This is a genomic window from Streptomyces sp. NPDC051041 (assembly GCF_044456065.1).
Lineage (GTDB): Bacteria > Actinomycetota > Actinomycetes > Streptomycetales > Streptomycetaceae > Streptomyces > Streptomyces glaucus.
Map to the genome: position 1 here is coordinate 1 of NZ_JBITFM010000025.1, position 16,691 is coordinate 16,691.

The following is a 16,691-nucleotide window of genomic DNA, read 5'->3' on the forward strand; positions in this document are numbered from 1 at the left end:
GTCACACTGGCGCCGACGACGCCAGCACCAGGCCCGCCTCAGTCACTACAAACGACGCGGACACAGCCCCTGAAACTGGTCAGCAATCAGCACAAGCACCGTTGCAGTACTAGGCGACGAGGCCGGTGAGCACCCTAGGTAATCCGACCGTGATCCCTCTTGGGTTCCGCACCGGCCGCGGACCGGGTGCCCGTTCCCCCGAGGTCGCGCACCGGCCGGTACCGGTGTCCGCGAGGAAGTCGGGTGTCACCGTACGGAGCCTGTCGGACGCGGACCCGGCGCCGCGCGTCGCCCGGCGCCGCCCCGGACATCTCGCGCGCCGGGGCTTCCCCGACCGGCCCGAAGGCGGCCTCCACCGGAAACGGACGTGCTGCCCTCCGGTGAGGCGGCAGGCCCCGGGGGGGGAGGCGTCGTGCCCGAACCCTCGGCGGCTGTGAACCGTGCCTCGGATCAGCCGAGCGTGGCCGCGAGGGCGGCAGCGAGCTGCGACCGCCGGTTGATGCCCAGCTTGGCGTAGGCGTTGTACAGGTGCGCCCCGACGGTGCGGTGGGAGAGATACAGCTGGTCGGCTATCTGCTTGTTCGTGTGCCCCTGGCCGGCCAGCTGGGCGACGTGCAGTTCCTGAGCGGTGAGCACGGTGCTGGCGTCGAAGGTCCGGGGTGTCTGTGCGGGCCGGACACCGCCGGCAGCACTCAGCTCCCGTGCCGTTCGCCGCGCGAGCGGCGTCGTGTGGTGCGACTCGAAGACGTGCAGCGCCGCGGAGAGGTGGCCGCGTGCCTCCACGATGCGGCGCTCTCGCCGAAGCCACTCGCCGAACAGCAGTCGGGTCTTGGCCAGGTCGAGGAAGGCCGTGGTCCGCTCACCGCGCCGGATCGCCCGCTCAAAGTGGGCTCGCGCGTCGCTGCTCGACGCCAGCAGGGCCCGCGCCCGTTCGACCAGCATCGCGAGATGGTCGGAGTCGCTGGAGGCGAGGGCGGCCGTTGCCGTGCCGAGCCAGTCCTCCACCACCTCCGGCCGGCCGGCCCGCACGGCCGCGTCGGCGAGGTCGCCGCCGGCCCAGAGGCCGATGGGCGGATGCCCGATGCTCCTCAGCAAGTGGACGACCGCGTCCTCGGAGCGGCTCTCGTTCGCCGCCATCTGGGCCGACGCCCAGGATGCGATGGCGGCCACCCTGGCGAACGGGTCCGGTCCGGACAGTTCGGCGCAGGTTTCCAGAGCAGCGGTCGCGAGCTCGTGTTCGCCGCGCCATGCGCGGGCGCGTGCGATGTCCGCCGCGGCGATGGCTCCGACCACCGACAGATCGAGGTCGAAGCTGAGGCGCAGTGCCTGCTCGCAGTCGGCGAGTCCGGCGGCGATCGATTTGGCGGTCATCCGCACCGTGCCGCGCCCGGCGAGGGCCACCGTCTCGTCGCTCGTGCGTGCCGATCGGTGGAACATGTCGATCTCGGCGCTCCAGATGCGTTCGGCGCCTTCGAGGTCGTGGGCGTCCTCGAAGGCGAACGCGAGGCAGTTCAGCAGGGTCGCGTCCGTCTCGCGCACCTGCCGCTGGAAGATCGACAACGCCTCCTCGACCGACATGATCCGGTTCGCCGAGCCGATCAGGGACAGGCCGATGCTCTGCAGCAGCCGCTGCCGCTCGGTGACGGCGATGCCGGGTCGCCGGAGTTCGTCGGCCACGGCCGCCGTGATCTCGGCGGAGAAGTTCTGGCGGGTGTAGCTGCGCACCGCCGCCCAGGTGAGGACCTCCACCCGGTCGTCCGGATTGCTGAGAGTCCGCGACAGCGCGATGAGTTCGTCACCGCCCCGGTCCGGAAGCGTCGCGACGGTGCCGGCGAGCATCCATTCGGTACGGGCGAACTGCATCACCGATGCCTCGTCGTCGGCGGCGGGGTTCGCCTCGGCGAGCAGGGCGCCGGCGTCGGCCGTCGCGCCCGCTTGCCGCGCGGCTTCGGCCGCCATCACCGTGCGGCGCGCCCGCTCCCGCGCGGCCGGGGTCAGCGCGACCGAGCGTCGCCAGGCGGCGGCCGCCTCGGTCCGCGCGCCCCGTCGGCCGATCGCCACGGCGAGTTCTTCCAGCTCAGCGGCGACCTTCTCGTCCCAGCCGGTGACTGCCGCGGCCCGGTGCTGCACAGCGCGTGCGGCGTCGACGACGACCGCCGCCAGCTCGGTGTGCACGCGGGACCGGGCGTCGGAGTCGGCGTTGTCGTACACCGCCGAACCCACCAGAGGGTGACGGAACCTGTAGGTGCCGCCACTGAGCGCGATCAGCCCGAAGCTCTCGGCCGGCGCGAAGTCGCTCCGGTCCAGGCCCAGGTTGCGGGCCGCGGCGAGCACCTCCCAGCTGCTCGCGTCCTGCCCCGCGGCGGCGACGAGGAGCGCGCGCCGCGTCGCTCGTGGAAGCAGGGCGACCTCGGCCAGGAACGAGTCCTCCAGGCGTTTGCCCATCGGGATGCGGCCGCGCTCGGCGGAAGGCGCGCCTTCGACCCACGAAGGGCTGACCGCCCATTCGGTCAGGGCGAGCGGGTTGCCCATGGCGCGCTCGACCAGGCGGTGCCGTTGCGGCATCGTCAGGTCGGGCGCGTGCAGGGCGATCAGTTCCAGCGCGTCTTCCTGGCTGAGCGGCGCCAGCGGCACGTGATGCTTGAAGCGCGGGCTCCGGTCGGGGTAGATGCGATCGGTTCGGCTGGTGGCCAGGAGCAGCACCGGCATGACGCTCATGCGGGCCGCGAGGAAGGTGACGATGTCGGCTGTCGACAGGTCGAGCCAGTGCAGGTCCTCGACCAGCACCACGAGGGGGCCTCGCGCTGCCGCTTCCTCCAGCAGCCCGAAGGCGGCGAGTCCCGTGATGAGACGGTCGGCCGGTTCTCCTTCGGCCCCGAACGCCACGTCCAGGGCCGTCCGCTGGCGCGGCGACAGAGTGTCCATGCGGCTGAGGAGGGGCAGCAACAGCTCGTGCAGCCCTTCGAAACCGGCCGCCCCCGCACCGCGAAGGCCGTAACAGGAGAGGACCTGGAAGCCGGACGACGACGCGGCGTCGACGACCGCGGAGACGAGGCTGCTCTTCCCTATCCCCGCTTCGCCGGACACCAGCGCCGAGGACCCGCGTCCTTCTCGTGCCGCTTCGACAAGGGCGGCCAGCTGTTCGAATTGCGGTTTCCGCCCGATCACGCGCACGTACCTACTTCTCAGGACTCCGGGACGTGGGACGGCTCGATGCCAGCGACCACCGGCACCGCCGGACCACAGCAGCCCCCACCCTGCTCCTAATGCTGAATACTCGGGATTGTATGGGACGCCGACGGCAACGGCACCCCTCAATCGATCCGGTCGGCGTGCGACGCGCGCGGGACCTGCCGATCGAGATCCTCATGCGTCCCGGGGCGAGCGGGAGCAGCCCTTGGCGCGGCTGCTCGGCGACCGGTCGGCACTCGCTCGTACGGCCCTCGGCGCGGCCGCGACGCCGGGCTGCCGGCCCGGGGCTTCGCGCACGGCGGCCCGGGTCGCGGCCGCACGGGACCCGACGGGGTCGTCAGCCGCGTGCCGCTGAATGAGAGGTCGTCTCAACTGGCGTTGTGCGGCGACCGAGACCGCCAGGTCGGGGCTACCGGACGGGTCCGGCAGCCCCGACCGGATGTGGTCAGCGAGGGTCGTTCAGGAGGCTGCTGATTTGTGCATGGAGTTCGTGCGGCAGGCGAATGGCCCAGCGGTCGGCGGCCTCGGAGGCCAGGTCGCGGCTCCAGCGCCAGCTGTTGCGTGCCGCCGTGCGCACGTCCTGGTCGCGGGCGGCAGCCGTGGCCGCGACGTAGCGCTGACGGTCCGTGTCGGGCAGGTCCTGTTCGAGCGCGCGGCTGGGGGTGAGCCAGTGGGCCGTGCTGTTGCGCAACAGGCGGCAGAGCTGCAGTTGCTGGGGCGCGATGACGGTGTGCAGCAGGGCGTGGGCGCGGGCGATCTCACCGCGGGCCAGGACGTGGGCGAGCATCAGGGTCCAGTTGGTCAGCTCGTCGGTGAGCTGCTGGGCGGTGGTCACCGGCTCGGGCGGCTGGAAGGTGGCCAGCTGCCGGGCGGCCTGGATGAGCCGGCCGGTGCGGTCGAGCAGGACGGCGTCGTCAGGCCGGGGTAGGTGCACCATGCCTTGCCAGGTGGGGACTTCGTCGATGCCGGGACCGGCGGGGGTGAGGTGGAACTCACCGCGCATCAGGTCGTCGAAGACGACGGCGAGGATGCCGTACATGTTGGTGTAGGAGAGCTGGAGCGGTGCGAGCTGCGCCAGGAAGCCGGGGCCGTCGAAGTCGGCGAGGCGGTCGTCCCGGATGTAGAGGTACGCCTCGATGTCGGAATGGGCGTCGGCCTCGCCCACGGTCCACGAGCCGTAGAGCAGTACGCCCTCCAGCCGGGTGTCGGCGTGGGCGAGCTGTCGTAGACGTGCGATGCGGTCGTCCAGGGCGGAACGGGCAGAGTGAACGGACATGGTGTGGTCGTGTCTCCTGAGGTGAGCGTGCGGGCACGCTGACGGAGCCCGGCACCTGCCGGGCGGATGTCTGTGGACCGTCGCGGCCCGCTCAGGAGAAGTTGCCCATGATCGAAATCATAGGGGACGGCTCAGCCGCCGAGTCGGCGGAAGCAGATCGGGGTGGCCGCGATTGAGGCGAAGGCCAGGAAATGCTCGGCCTTACGCTCGTAGCGGCGGTGCAGGCGACGGCACCCGGACAGCCACGCCACCGTTCGCTCCACAGTCCGCCGGTGGCGGCCCAGCTTCTGGGAGGACTCGATGCCTCTGCGGGCGAGGCGCGGGATGATGTCGCGCAAGCGGAGCCGTTTCCGCAGGCGGTCGTAGTCGTAGCCCTTGTCTCCATGCAGCTTGGCGGGCCGCCGTCGGCGGGGCCCGCGCCGGGAACGGATGGGGGGTATGCCCCGTACCAGGGGTTCAAGCCCCTGGCTGTCGTGCGTGTTCGCGGCGGAGATACCGATCGGGAGGGGCGGACCGGTCCGCTCAGCGATCAAATGGATCTCTGAACCCTTCATACCGCGATCTGCGGGATTCGGACCCGTCAGGTCCCCCCTTTCGTCGCGCGCATATTCACCGAGTCGATCGCGCACCGCGACCAGTCCAGCTCCCCTCCGGAGCCGAGCTCACCCGGGACCAGGCGGTGGAGCTTGCCCCACACACGGGCCCGGCTCCACTCGGTGAAGCGGCGGTGCGCGGACGGCCCAGATGGGCCGAAGCCCGGCGGCAGCTGCCGCCGCGTGCAGCCTGTCGTGGCCACGAACACTGTGGCCGCCAGCACCTGCCGGTCCCCATACCGACGTCGGCCCCCACCCTGCGGCCTCACCTGTGACGTGTTCGGCCAGCACGATCCGCAGCCGGCGCGACGAATGGATCAGGCTTCGGGTGTTCAACCGATTCAAGCAGATCGCGCTGGAGTCCCATGACCGGATCGTCGGCCTTGTCCTCGATCAGACAGCGATCGACGGCGCCATCACAAAGGCCCCTGGCGGCGGCGAGGTTGCCGGCCGTTCCCCAGGCGACCGGGGCAAGCAGGGGCTGAAACACTCCGGCATGACCGATGGGTACGGCATCCCGCCGGGACGGGTCCTGGCCGGAGCCAACCGCCACGATCCACCGCTACTGGCGCCCACCCTGGACTTTCTGGATGATGTTGGACCACCGCTCGATGAGATCACCGTGCACCTGGACGCCCGATACGACTCCGCCGCCACTCGTGCAGAACTGGACGACCGCGGCTTGCACGGCAGGATCGCGCACAAAGGCGAGAAGGCCCCGATCAGCAGCGCCCGGCTCCACCGAAGTGCCACAGGGCCCTCCCGGCCCCCGCCGGTGAGCGGTCCGGGTACAACCCTCGGGGCCCGTCGCGAGTCGGAGACTCCGCGATGAGGCGAGGGCCTTCGCACTGCCGGGCTGCAGGAATGGCATACGATGCGCGCGACCCTCATAAAGATCACGTAAGAGGATGTACACGTCATGACGATCCTTGCCCCGTACCGTTCCCTTCGCGGCATATCCGCCGTCGTCGCCCTGCTCGCGATCGGCGCGGTGGGATGCTCGGACATCTCCGACGCCGTCGACGGCGCCAAGGACGGTGCCAAGAAGGTGGCCCGCCAGCGCTCGGTGTTCTCGCTGGACCTCGGCGACTGCTACAACCCGAACGGCAAGGCCGAGGGGACGGCGTACGCCGTCGAGATCGTGCCCTGCGACGAGGCGCACCAGGGCCAGGTCGTCGGCGAGTTCGCGATCGACGAGGGCAAGGAGTACCCCGGCGACGACGAGGTCTCGGCGATCGCGGACGAGCGCTGCCCGGTCGAGGCGCAGAAGTACGCCCCGGACACCTGGGCGCTCCCCCAGGGCGTCAGCCTCCTCTACTACACCCCGACCAGGGAGAGCTGGGCGACGGGTGACCGCGCGGTGAGCTGCACCTACACCGCGGAGAAGGGCACCTTCAGCGGCTCGCTGGACACCGCGAAGTCCCTCAAGCCCGAGCAGACCACGTATCTCGAGGGGTCGAACGCGGTCTACGAGGCCCTGTGGGCGAACCAGCCCGAGAAGGACACCGTCGAGGACGACCTGGCCGGCTACAAGGCGCAGGCCAAGGCCGTCGCGGCTGCCCTCGACGCACACGTCGAGGGCCTGGGCGGCATCGAGGGCACCGAGGTCGGCAAGCTTCGCGCGACCCTGACGAAGGCGGCCGGGAACTGGAAGAAGGCCGCGAACGCCGCCGACGCCGACACGTTCTACATCGCCTACGACCCGGCGTTCACCGGCATCGACCCGAACAAGTCGGTCGCCGCCCGCAAGGAACTGGGCCTGGCCACCACCGTCCCGGCCGACGAGGCCGAAGTCTGGGCAGGCTGACGCTCCGCCGGATCGGGGCCTGCGCGATGTCGTGATCGATCGGCTGCTCGCGGGAGGTCCTCGAGCCGGATCATCGTGGCGCGCAGTTCCAGGCCGGCGAGGCAGCCCTCGGGTGTCTTGTCGGAGCGGGCGGCTCCGCCGCGCCGCTCCTTCAGCCGGTCGATCAGGCGTTCGACGGCGGCGCGCTCCTTGTGGAGGCCGGTGTCGCGGCCGACGGGCCGCCCGCTCCGGCTGCCTCCTCTTCCTGCGGTCGGCGGCCTGGTCCTCCCTCCGCGGAATGACCGCCTCGATGTGACGTTCTCGCAGGTGGGCGTGGTCGGTGCGGGACGAGGCCGCCTTGTCCGCGGCGACCGCGCCCGGCCGGGCGCGGGGCCGGCCGACCGGCAGGCGGACGCGAACCTCGTTCAGCACGGGGATGAACCGCCGGACTGTCCGCGGACAGTCCGGCGGTCGGGACGGACGCCCGCGGCCGGCGCCGGCGGCCGACCACGCGCCGAACTCCTGTGGCGTCCTCCGCTGCCGCCCGCCGGTCCTGAACCGCCGGACCACGCCCTCGGACTGCTGCCGCGGCCGCTCGGGGTACGCGGTCAGGGGTGGACGGGGATGGCGTCGAAGAGGGGGTCGAGCGGATCGCCCTCGTACCCGACGACGAGACAGTCCGTGGCCACCGGCCCCCGGGAGAGCTCCACGAGCCGGGCCAGAACGGTCGCCTCGGACGGCAGTTCAGCCGGGTCGAGACCGAGCGCCCGGGCCGCACGCTCGCGTCGCCGGTCGATGTCGGGCGTGTGCTCCCGGTACTCGTCGGCGACCGTCTGGAGTTCTTGAGCCGTCCGACCGGGAGCGTCCCGCCACCACGGCGCCACGAGACACAACCGCGCCAGCTCCCGCAAGCCGATCGCGAGCGGGCCGGCCACGCCGTCGAGACTCACGTACACCACCGGACGTTCTTCGCCGCCCTCGCCGACGAAGCAGAACGCGTCCCCCGACCCCGCTCTCGCGAACTGCTCCAGCCGGGCACCGGAGGCAAGCCGGACCCCGTCCTCCAACTGGTGGGAGGCCGGATCCGTCGCGTCGAGGTCCGCCACTCCGGCGAAGAACGCGACGACTTCCTCGTCGCTTCCGAGGAGGGGCAGCAATTCCTTCGGCACGTCGGGGCGGGCGGGTGCGTCAGATCCGGCCGGCGCGTTCGATCCGTTCACCCGGCCACCGTATCCCGGGCCCCCCGGGCACCGGCCGGGCAGACCATCAGGGGCTGTCAGCGGATCGGCCCCCCTGAAGAGGCCGCTCAGGACGCATCCTCGATGAACCCCAGATCCTTCGGGAGTCCTTCCGGAAGACCGCGGCGAGCCGGGTCGGTCCCGGCGTCCGTCATCCCCCGACCGGCTCGATCGGCTCCTGTCGGTGACCAGCGGACCCAAGCCGGGAGCGGACAGCGGATGTTCAGCGGTCCGGGCGGCGATCGGACGGGATCCGCTCGACCGGCGCCCGGCGTGGCGCGGTCGGCGGGGTCTGAGCGGGAGAGCCTGTGCGACGCGAGGTCAGGTCGCGCCGCACAGGCGGTCAGGGGGTCAGCTCGACCGCGCGCGGCCGGTCCGAGGGACTGCGCAGGATTCCGGCCGCCGCGGCGGCGGTCGCGCAGAACAGGGCGGGAAGCAGGAAGGTGTGGTTGAGGGGCATGAGGTGGGTCATCCAGCCGATGACCGCGGGACCGGCGAGCATGCCGATGTAACCGAGTCCGGCGACCCGGGAGACATTGGTGCCGGCGGCTGCCGGGTCGGCGTGTCCGGCGGCGCTGAACAGTTGGGGGACGCAGCCGGACAGGCCCAGGCCGAACAGCGCCCAGCCCGCAAGCGCCGCCCAGATCCAGGGCGAGAGGGCCACCAGCGTGATGCCGACGGCGGCCAGAGCCGAGCCGTACCGCAGGACGGCGATCGACCCGAACCGTGCGGAGACCCGGTCCGCCAGAAGCCTGCCGACGGTCATCGTCGCCGCGAAAGTCCCGTAGGCGAAGGCGGCGGTGCTCTCCGGCGCGCCCAGGACGGTCTTGAGGTGCAGGACGCTCCAGTCGTTGGCGGCCCCCTCGCACAGCATGATCAGCAGGGCCAGGACAGCCAGGAGCCAGATCCGTGGGGGAACAGCGCGGTTCCGCACCTCGGGCTCACCATCGGCGTCCGCCTCCGGGGCGGCCGGCACGGCGGGCAGGAGGCCGCGAGCCGATGCCAGGGCGACGATGACGCCGACGCCCGCGGCCGTGATCAGCGTCGTGGCCGGGCCCCAGCCGATGTCGGCGGCCGCGGCCCCGGCCAGGGCGGCCAGGACACCGCCGACGGAGAACGTGGCGTGGAAGGCCGACATGACGGGCCGCTGGTATGCCTTCTCCACCTGCACGGCGTGCGCGTTCATGCTGACGTCCAGGGTCCCGTTTCCGAAACCGAAGACCAGCAGGGCCGCTCCGAGAGCCCACGGCTCCCGGGCGAGACCGGGCAGTACCAGGGTCACGCTGCACAGGGCGCCGGCCAGGGGAACGACGGTCCGCGTGCCGAGCCGGTCCGACAGACGGCCGCCGAACTGCATGCCGGCAAAGGCGCCGACGCCCAGCAGGACGAGGAACCCTCCCAGGGCTGCGTGGCTGATGCCCACCTGGTCCTCGACGGCGGGGATCTGCACCACCCACATGCCCAGCAAGGTGCCGTTGAGGACGAAGTAGACGAATGTCGCAGCACGGGCCAGACGCAGCGCTCTCTCCATGACGGACACCATAACGAACAGAAGATCTGTTTACTAGCTCGTCTTTCGAACATCTCATATGTTCGATGAGTGTGGTGTTGAATCGAGGCATGAGCACTGCGGAACGCCACCGTCTGATCGCCCAGGCCGTCCAGGACGCGGGAGCAGCCACGGTCGCCGAACTCGCCGACCTGACGGGCGCCTCGGAGATGACCATCCGCCGCGATCTCGACCACCTGGCCGCGCAGGGTGTCCTGGAGCGGTTCCGCGGCGGCGCCCGCACCCTGCTCCTGCGCGGAGACGAACCCCCCTTCGCGCTGCGCGCCCATGAGGCCGTCGACGCCAAGCGGCGGATCGCCGCCGAGGTGGCCTCACTCATCACCGACGGCGAGACCGTCCTGCTGGACAGCGGTACGACCTGCCTGGAAGTGGCGCGCCTGCTGCGCGGACGGCAGGTCACCGTGATGCCGTTGTCGCTGCAAGCCATCGCCGTCCTCGGCGACGCCCCCGAACCGACCTCACTCCTGGTCCCGGGGGGCCGGCCCCGTCCCGGCGAGGGGGCGCTCACCGGGCCCCTCACCCTCGCCTCCTTGTCGGCGCTGCGCTTCGACACCGCCGTCCTGGGCTGCTGCGGCTTGTCCGCCGCCGACGGCGTAACCGCCTACGACCTGGACGAAGCAGCGGTGAAGAAGGCGGTCATCGCCTCAGCGCGCCGCGTCATCGCCGCCGCCGACGGCACCAAACTCGGCCGTACCGCACACGCCTACGTCGGACCCTCCACGCTCGTGCACATCCTTGTCACCGACACCTCCGCGCCCGCCCACGAGACCACCGCGCTGGAAAGCAGCGGCACCACCCTCAGGACCGTCTGAGACGCCCGGGGCTTCCCACCACCGACACCGCGAGCCGCCCGGTTCCGGCAGCCGTCCGAGCGCTGCCCGAGCTCCTGAGCGATCGCCGCCCGCGGCGACGGACGGCATCGCACCGCCCCTCGGCGGTGAAGGGCCTCAGCCGGCGTCGCGGACGGCGCGGGCCGCGGAGGCGGTCCGGCGTTCGCGGTGGGCGCGGGAGAGGGACGGGGCGATCGCTGCTGCCGTGGCGGTGAGGACCCGGCGGACCGGCACGGCGGACTGCGCCTGGCGGGACGGACCGCAGGATGGCGTGAAGCGCCCTATGGCGAGAGGAGCGACCGTCACTTCTCCGCCTATGCTGTCGCATGGGATCAAGTCCCAGATGTCAAGCGGAAGTTGAACCTGAAGACATGGAAGCCCTGCTGGAACTGCAGGAGGTGGCGCGTTCCTACGGTGGGTCCCCGGTGGTGCAGGGGGTGAATCTGACGGTGGCGCCGGGGCAGTGCGTCGCTCTCACCGGCAGCAACGGATCGGGGAAGTCGACCCTTCTCCGTCTGGCGGCGGGACGCGAGCGGCCCACCTCCGGCACCGTCCTCTTCGACGGCGCTCCGATGGACGGCGACGCGCCGGCCGTGCGGGCGGCGGTCGCCACCGTGATGGATGTCGACGCCTTCTATCCCGACCTGACGGTCCGTGAACACCTCATGCTCGTGGCGCTCGCGCACGGCATGGGTGCGGCGGCGCACGACACCGTGACCGAGGCTCTGGCCGCTCACCACCTGGCGGATCATGCCGACCTGGTGCCGTCCGCGCTGTCCTCCGGGCTGAGGCAGCAGATGCTGCTGGCCGCGGCCTTCGTCCGCCCGCACGACCTGCTCGTCGTCGACGAGCCCGAACAGCGGCTGGACGCCGCCGCGCGGCGGGAACTCGCGGACCGGCTGGCCCGGCACAAGGCCCAGGGGGTGGCCATCCTCATGGCCACCCACGACGACCACCTCGTCGAGGCGGTCGCGGACCGTGTGACGAGGCTGGCGGGCGGGCAGCCGGCCGAAACGGCGGGAGACGGGCGTGCGCCCAGGAACACCCTCTGACGTGCGCTCGCCCGTCATACGGCCCGACAGCACCGCCGAGGTCCTGCGATTCCTGCGGGCCGCGCGCAGCGCGTACCGGACGAAGCGGCGCGAGAGCGGCGCCTTCGCGGTGTACCTGCTCGTACTGTTCGGCGGATTGTGGGGCGTGCCCGCCCTGCTGGCCGTGGCACGCCTGGGACGGTCGAGCCGGCTCGACCGCTCGGGAGCGCTCCTGCAGGCGCTGCCGCTGTGGCTGCCCACCGTTCTCGCCCTGGCGTCGCTGCTCGTCGTGCGCAGCGCGGTGTGGCGGGGCCCGGTCGTCGCGGACAGCGCGACGGTGTCCTGGCTGCTGCCGCAGCCCATCGCGCGCGGCCCGCTCCTGCTGCCGCGGCTGGCGTCGTCGGCCGCGGTCAGCGCGCTGCTGGGCACGGTGAGCGGTGGTGTGCTCGGCTTCCTCGTCGCCAACGTGTCGGGGGCCGCCTGGTTCCCCGTCACCGCTGCCGGTGTCTGGGCCGGGCTGGGTACCGCGCTGGCCGGGACCGGGCTGAGCGTTCTGGTCGTACGCCACGAGGGGCGGCGGGAACAGCAGCAGCGCAGGATCTTCCGAGCCGGCTGGTGCGGGGTCGCCCTGCTGGGCCTGCTGTCCCTCGTCGCCCTGGCCCGTGGGCTGCCCGCGTGGGTGGGCACCACCGTCCTGTGGCTGCTGCCCTGGGGCTGGGCTGCTCAGCCCGTCACGGCGGCCGCGCTGGGCGCAGCGCCGGGCTGGCCCCTGGCCATGCCGATGTGGGCGTGCGGCGTCGCCGTGCCGGCTGTACTGGCGGTGCGGGCCGTACCGGACATCTCCGGGGAGTCCCTGCGGCTGCGCGCCACGGTCGCCGACCGGATGAGCGCCTCGCTGTTCTCCTTGGATCTGCGCCAGGCGCGCTCCGCGACACGCGTGCGGCCGCGGCGAGGGGCACGCCCCGCACCGCGGGTCCGGCCGCCGCGCCTGCCGTGGCTGCTGCTTCCCTGGCGTGACCTGCTCTGCCTCGTGAGAGCGCCCGGCCGGCTCGGCTGGGGCTGCGCGTGGTCCGCTCTGTCCACCGCCGCCCTCGCCTTCGCGTCCGCCCGGACCGGGACGACCGCCACCCTGTCGTCCTGCGCCGCCGTGTGGTTCCTCTACCTGGCGGCCGCGCAGTTCGTCGAGCCGGCCCGGCTGGAGAGCGACGACATGCGCCGCAGCGCCCTGCTGCCCTACCGTGCGGGGACCCTGGCGCTGTGGCACGCGGTCGTGCCCGGACTGCTGCTGGCCGCTGCGACGGGGCTCGGCCTCGTCGTGTGCGCTGTCGGCGGCTGGTGGACACCCGCGCTGGCGGCGCTGGCGGCGGCGGTGCCGGCGAGCGTGGGAGCGGCGCTCGTCGGCGCCTACCGGGGCCCGGTCCCGTTCCACCTGCTGGTGGGCACCGAGACGGCGATGGGCAACACCGCGCCGGTCCAGACGGCCGTCTGGTACTTGCGCGGGCTGCTGGCACTGCTGGCGCTCGTCGCCCCCGCGGTGGTCGCCGCGGCCGCGGCTGGGTCCTGCGGGCCGCAGGGCACGGCCTGGATGCTCCTGGCCGGCGTCGCGGGCCTGCTCTGGGCCCGTCGCACCGCTCGGCGGCTGCACGGCTGACTCCCCGCGGGACCGTGCACGACGGCGCGTGGGGAAGTCGCCGGGCCGCTTCGCCCGCTGCCGCCGCGGCGTGCGGACCGCTGACGAACCGCTGACGGCCGTGGACCCGACCGGCCGGGCCGCGCGGGAGTGCCACGGGCCGTCCGGCGGGCGGCGGCGACGCCTCGACGGTGCCCTCGGCCTCATCGGCCGGCCTGGGCTTCTCCCCCCGGACGAGCCGGCCACCGGGTTCGATCCCGGCTCGCGGTCCGCCTTCCCCGAGCTAACCGGCGCCTTGGCACCACGGGAACGCCACCGTCCTGCCGACCGCGCACGACCCGGCGGAGGCCGAGCGCCTGCCCGGTTCCGTCGCCGTGCTCCCCGACGGACGCCTCGTCACGCGCGGGCCGGCCGGTTCGCGAGGCCGGGGCCGGGGTGCGGTGGGGAAGGAGGCGTCGTCCGGCGCCGGTTCACGTCCGGCCTCTGAAGACCGGCGCGGGAACTGCCGAAGTTCCCCGCGCCACGCGCCCCCGCGCCTATCCGAAGGCCGGGTTGCCGGTCACCGTGCGGGCGTGGGCGAACAGCCGTGACTCGATCTCCGCCGCTGTCGCGGCGCCCACCAGCAGGTCCATCGCGTAGCCGTCCTCCAGCGCGACGAAGGACCGGCCCAGCGCCCGGGGATCCCCGGTGAGGGTGAACTCCCCGCTGTCCCGGCCGCGTGCGAGGATCCGGCGGTACAGCTCGGTCTGCCGGTCGAAGAAGAGCCGGTGCGCCTGGGCGACCGCTTCGTTCCGCAGCGCGACGGGGAAGAGTTCGAACAACAGCCGGGTGCTCTCCTCGCCCTTGCCCGGCCAGGGCACCCCGCTGCGGATGCACGCCTGCAGCTGCTCCACCGGCCCCTCGGCCGCCGCGATCGCCTCCTTGCGGAGGACGAAGTAGGTCGCGGCACCGCGCTCGAAGACCGCCGAGAAGAGTTCTTGCAGGTCGGAGTAGTAGTAGAGCACGGAGGCCGGGGTGACTCCCGCTTCCTCGGCCACATCCCGCAGCTTGACCGCCGTCGCCCCGATGCTGACGACGGCCCGCGCGGCCGCGTCGATCAGCTGGGCACGCCGTTCCGCCTGGTTCCTCGGTCGTGGCATGGTCCACATGTTCGCACACGCGTTTTTCCCGGCGGCCACCCATTGACCCCCGCCAATTCGTTAATTAAATTTCATTTAACTAATGCTTTCCGACCCACACACCTGGTGCTCCATGTCGCGTCCTCTTCCCCTTGTCCTCGCGCAAGCCGCCCGGCGCCCCGCCGACGACCTGGACGGTTTCGCCGCCGACGTCGCCCGGCGCGTCCAGGGGCTGCCCGCGCAGCCGCTGGTCGTCTACCCCGAGCTGCACCTGTGCGGCGAGCCGAGCGGCTCCCGGCTGTCTCCCGCCGACCTTCCGGAGGCCACCGCCGAACCGCTGGACGGCCCCCGTGACGCCGCGCTCGCGCAGATCGCCGCCGACCTCGGCGTGTGGCTGGCCCCGGGCAGCGTCCACGAACGCGGCACCGACGGCCGCATCCACAACACCGCCGTGGTGTACTCCCCGCGCGGCGAACGAGTCGCCTCCTACCGCAAGATCTTCCCCTGGCGGCCCTACGAGACCACGGCCCCCGGCGCCGAGTTCACCGTCTTCGAGATGCCCGGCGTCGGCCGCATCGGCCTCTCGGTCTGCTACGACGCCTGGTTCCCCGAGACGACGCGCCACCTCGCCTGGATGGGTGCCGAGCTGGTGCTCAACCTCGTGCAGACCGGGACCAGCGACCGGGCCCAGGAGATCGTCCTCGCCCGCGCCAACTCCATCGTCAACCAGGTGTTCACCGCCAGCGTCAACTGCGCCGCCCCCGTGGGCACCGGGCGCAGCCTGCTGGTCGACCCCTCCGGCCATGTCCGCTCGCAGGCTCCGGCCGACGGCGACACGACCCTCACCGATGTCATCGACCTCGACGAGGTGAGCACCGTCCGGCAGTTCGGCACCGCGGCGCTGAACCGCCCCTGGCAGCAGTTCCGGCCCGACGACGCTCCGCTCGCCCTGCCCCTCTACCAGGGCCGCATCGACCCCGCCACCTGGAGCGGCCGCACCGGCCCCGGCTCCGCCCCCTCCCCGGTGAAGAGCACACCATGACCGATCAGCCCACCCGGATGAGAGGCGACCTCGGCCTCCTCTCCATCGTCCTGTTCGGCCTCGCCTACATGGCCCCGGCCGTCGTCACCTCGACCTTCGGCGTCATCGCCGCAACCAGCAAGGGCGCCGCCCCCACCGCCTACGTCGTCGCCACCGGCGCGATGCTGCTGACCGGCCTCAGCTACGCCAAGATGGCCCGGCTCGTCCCGTCCTCGGGATCCGTCTACACCTACGCGCGGCGCATGCTCGACTCGCGGTTCGGCTTCCTGGCCGGCTGGGCCATGCTCCTGGACTACCTGTTCCTGCCCATGGTGGCCTTCCTGGTGCAGTCGATCTACCTGCACGCGCAGTACCCCTCGGTGCCGCAGTGGCTCTGGCTGGTGATCAACATCGTGCTGGCCACCGCCGTCAACGTCATAGGCCTCACGGTGGCCGACAAGGTCAACAAGACTCTGCTGATCGCCGTCACCGGCTGCCTGACGGTGCTTCTCGTGCTGTGCGTCCACTACGGCCTCGGCCACGGCGGAGCCGCATCGGCCGGACACGCCGTCTGGAACAGCACCACCAGCGTCTCCGCCATCACCGCGGCCGCCGCCATCGCCGCCTACGCCTTCCTCGGCTTCGACGCCGTCAGCACGCTCAGCGAAGAGGCCCAGGACCCGCAGCGCACCATCCCGCGCGGCATCGTCCTCACCGTGCTCGCCGGAGGCGTGATCTTCGTGGCGCTCTCCTTCGTGATGCAGTGGGCCCACCCCGGAGGCGCCTTCGCCGACGAGTCCTCCGCCGGCTACGCCGTCTCCACGCTCGTCGGCGGCCAGGACTTCGCCGACGTCGCGAACATCATCACCATGCTCGGCGGTTTCGCCTCCTGCGTGGCCATCCAGGCCAGCACCAGCCGCCTGATGTTCGTCATGGGCCGCGACAACGTCCTTCCCCGCCCCGTCTTCGGACGCCTGCACAGCAAACTGCTCACCCCGGTGCCGAACGTGCTCATCGTGGCCGCGGTCGCGCTCCTGGCGACCAACCTGACCCTGGCCGACGCCACCTCGTTCATCAACTTCGGCGCCTTCCTGGGCTTCACCCTGGTGAACGTCTGCGTCATCGCCCACGCCGTACGGCAACGGCGCTCCGCCAACCGCCCCCCGCTGCTCGGCTTCGTGCTCCTGCCCCTGGCCGGCGCCGCCGTCGACGTCTACCTGATCACCCGGCTCGGCGCCACCGCGACCAGGCTGGGACTCGGCTGGATCGCCATCGGCGTCGTCTACCTCGCCGTCATCACCAAGGGCTTCCGCCGTCCCACACCCGAACTCCGGCTCGACGACAAGGAATCGACCGGCACCGCGCGCTGACCTCGCGTTTTCACGAGCGGTCCGCCCCGCCGGTCA

General features: G+C 72.1%; 12 protein-coding genes and 3 pseudogenes. 7 read left to right on the plus strand and 8 right to left on the minus strand.

Going from position 1 to position 16,691, the window contains the following annotated elements:
* Nucleotides 1-450: 450 nt before the first annotated feature.
* The 3 genes and pseudogenes from ACIBAI_RS27165 to ACIBAI_RS27175 all read right to left on the minus strand — a co-directional run.
* Entirely contained in the window at nt 451-3,168 is a 2,718-nt protein-coding gene (locus ACIBAI_RS27165; RefSeq protein WP_399038257.1) for an AAA family ATPase, read from the minus strand.
* A gap of 469 nt (nt 3,169-3,637) precedes the next feature.
* Nucleotides 3,638-4,468 (minus strand): nucleotidyltransferase domain-containing protein, encoded by an 831-nt coding sequence (locus ACIBAI_RS27170; RefSeq protein ID WP_399038259.1) that lies wholly within the window; start codon nt 4,466-4,468, stop codon nt 3,638-3,640.
* Between the two features lie 131 nt (nt 4,469-4,599).
* A pseudogene (locus ACIBAI_RS27175) lies at nt 4,600-5,330 on the minus strand (IS5 family transposase); the annotation flags it as partial.
* Here ACIBAI_RS27175 and ACIBAI_RS27180 point away from each other — a divergent pair.
* Both ACIBAI_RS27180 and ACIBAI_RS27185 read left to right on the plus strand, forming a co-directional pair.
* Nucleotides 5,330-5,815 (plus strand): annotated as a pseudogene (locus tag ACIBAI_RS27180) (transposase); the annotation flags it as partial. The pseudogenes ACIBAI_RS27175 and ACIBAI_RS27180 sit on opposite strands and share 1 nt — an antisense overlap.
* Before the next feature lie 165 nt (nt 5,816-5,980).
* Complete coding sequence (locus tag ACIBAI_RS27185) at nt 5,981-6,868, plus strand: septum formation family protein (protein ID WP_399038261.1); 888 nt, start codon at nt 5,981-5,983, stop codon at nt 6,866-6,868.
* Between the two features lie 38 nt (nt 6,869-6,906).
* On the opposite strand, the pseudogene ACIBAI_RS27190 reads toward ACIBAI_RS27185, so the two are convergent.
* From ACIBAI_RS27190 to ACIBAI_RS27200, 3 genes and pseudogenes are all read right to left on the minus strand, one after another.
* Nucleotides 6,907-7,349, minus strand: a pseudogene (locus tag ACIBAI_RS27190) (transposase); the annotation flags it as partial.
* A 106-nt stretch (nt 7,350-7,455) separates the two neighbouring features.
* Nucleotides 7,456-8,067 carry a hypothetical protein gene (locus tag ACIBAI_RS27195; protein WP_399038263.1) on the minus strand — a complete coding sequence of 204 codons (612 nt, stop codon included), beginning with the start codon at nt 8,065-8,067 and terminating at the stop codon, nt 7,456-7,458.
* 361 nt (nt 8,068-8,428) lie between these two features.
* Entirely contained in the window at nt 8,429-9,616 is a 1,188-nt protein-coding gene (locus ACIBAI_RS27200; RefSeq protein WP_399038265.1) for an MFS transporter, read from the minus strand.
* Nucleotides 9,617-9,705: 89 nt separating this feature from the next.
* Between ACIBAI_RS27200 and ACIBAI_RS27205 the strand changes: the two genes are divergently transcribed.
* Nucleotides 9,706-10,467, plus strand: a complete 762-nt coding sequence (locus tag ACIBAI_RS27205) for a DeoR/GlpR family DNA-binding transcription regulator (RefSeq protein ID WP_399038266.1) — start codon at nt 9,706-9,708, stop codon at nt 10,465-10,467.
* 135 nt (nt 10,468-10,602) lie between these two features.
* On the opposite strand, the gene ACIBAI_RS27210 is transcribed toward ACIBAI_RS27205, so the two are convergent.
* Nucleotides 10,603-10,791 (minus strand): hypothetical protein, encoded by a 189-nt coding sequence (locus tag ACIBAI_RS27210; protein ID WP_399038268.1) that lies wholly within the window; start codon nt 10,789-10,791, stop codon nt 10,603-10,605.
* Between the two features lie 65 nt (nt 10,792-10,856).
* On the opposite strand from ACIBAI_RS27210, the gene ACIBAI_RS27215 reads away from it, so the two are divergent.
* Both ACIBAI_RS27215 and ACIBAI_RS27220 read left to right on the plus strand, forming a co-directional pair.
* Nucleotides 10,857-11,537 (plus strand): ATP-binding cassette domain-containing protein, encoded by a 681-nt coding sequence (locus ACIBAI_RS27215; RefSeq protein ID WP_399038269.1) that lies wholly within the window; start codon nt 10,857-10,859, stop codon nt 11,535-11,537.
* A gap of 1 nt (nt 11,538) precedes the next feature.
* Nucleotides 11,539-13,167, plus strand: coding sequence for a DUF6297 family protein (locus ACIBAI_RS27220; RefSeq protein ID WP_399038270.1), 1,629 nt, complete (start codon nt 11,539-11,541; stop codon nt 13,165-13,167).
* Nucleotides 13,168-13,682: 515 nt separating this feature from the next.
* On the opposite strand, the gene ACIBAI_RS27225 is transcribed toward ACIBAI_RS27220, so the two are convergent.
* A complete protein-coding gene (locus ACIBAI_RS27225) occupies nt 13,683-14,285 on the minus strand; it encodes a TetR/AcrR family transcriptional regulator (protein WP_399038272.1) in 603 nt (200 codons plus the stop codon).
* Between the two features lie 112 nt (nt 14,286-14,397).
* Between ACIBAI_RS27225 and ACIBAI_RS27230 the strand changes: the two genes are divergently transcribed.
* Both ACIBAI_RS27230 and ACIBAI_RS27235 read left to right on the plus strand, forming a co-directional pair.
* Nucleotides 14,398-15,306 (plus strand): carbon-nitrogen hydrolase family protein, encoded by a 909-nt coding sequence (locus tag ACIBAI_RS27230; RefSeq protein ID WP_399038274.1) that lies wholly within the window; start codon nt 14,398-14,400, stop codon nt 15,304-15,306.
* Nucleotides 15,303-16,655, plus strand: coding sequence for an APC family permease (locus tag ACIBAI_RS27235; RefSeq protein ID WP_399038276.1), 1,353 nt, complete (start codon nt 15,303-15,305; stop codon nt 16,653-16,655). The genes ACIBAI_RS27230 and ACIBAI_RS27235 overlap by 4 nt, the downstream gene beginning before the upstream one ends.
* Nucleotides 16,656-16,691: the final 36 nt, after the last annotated feature.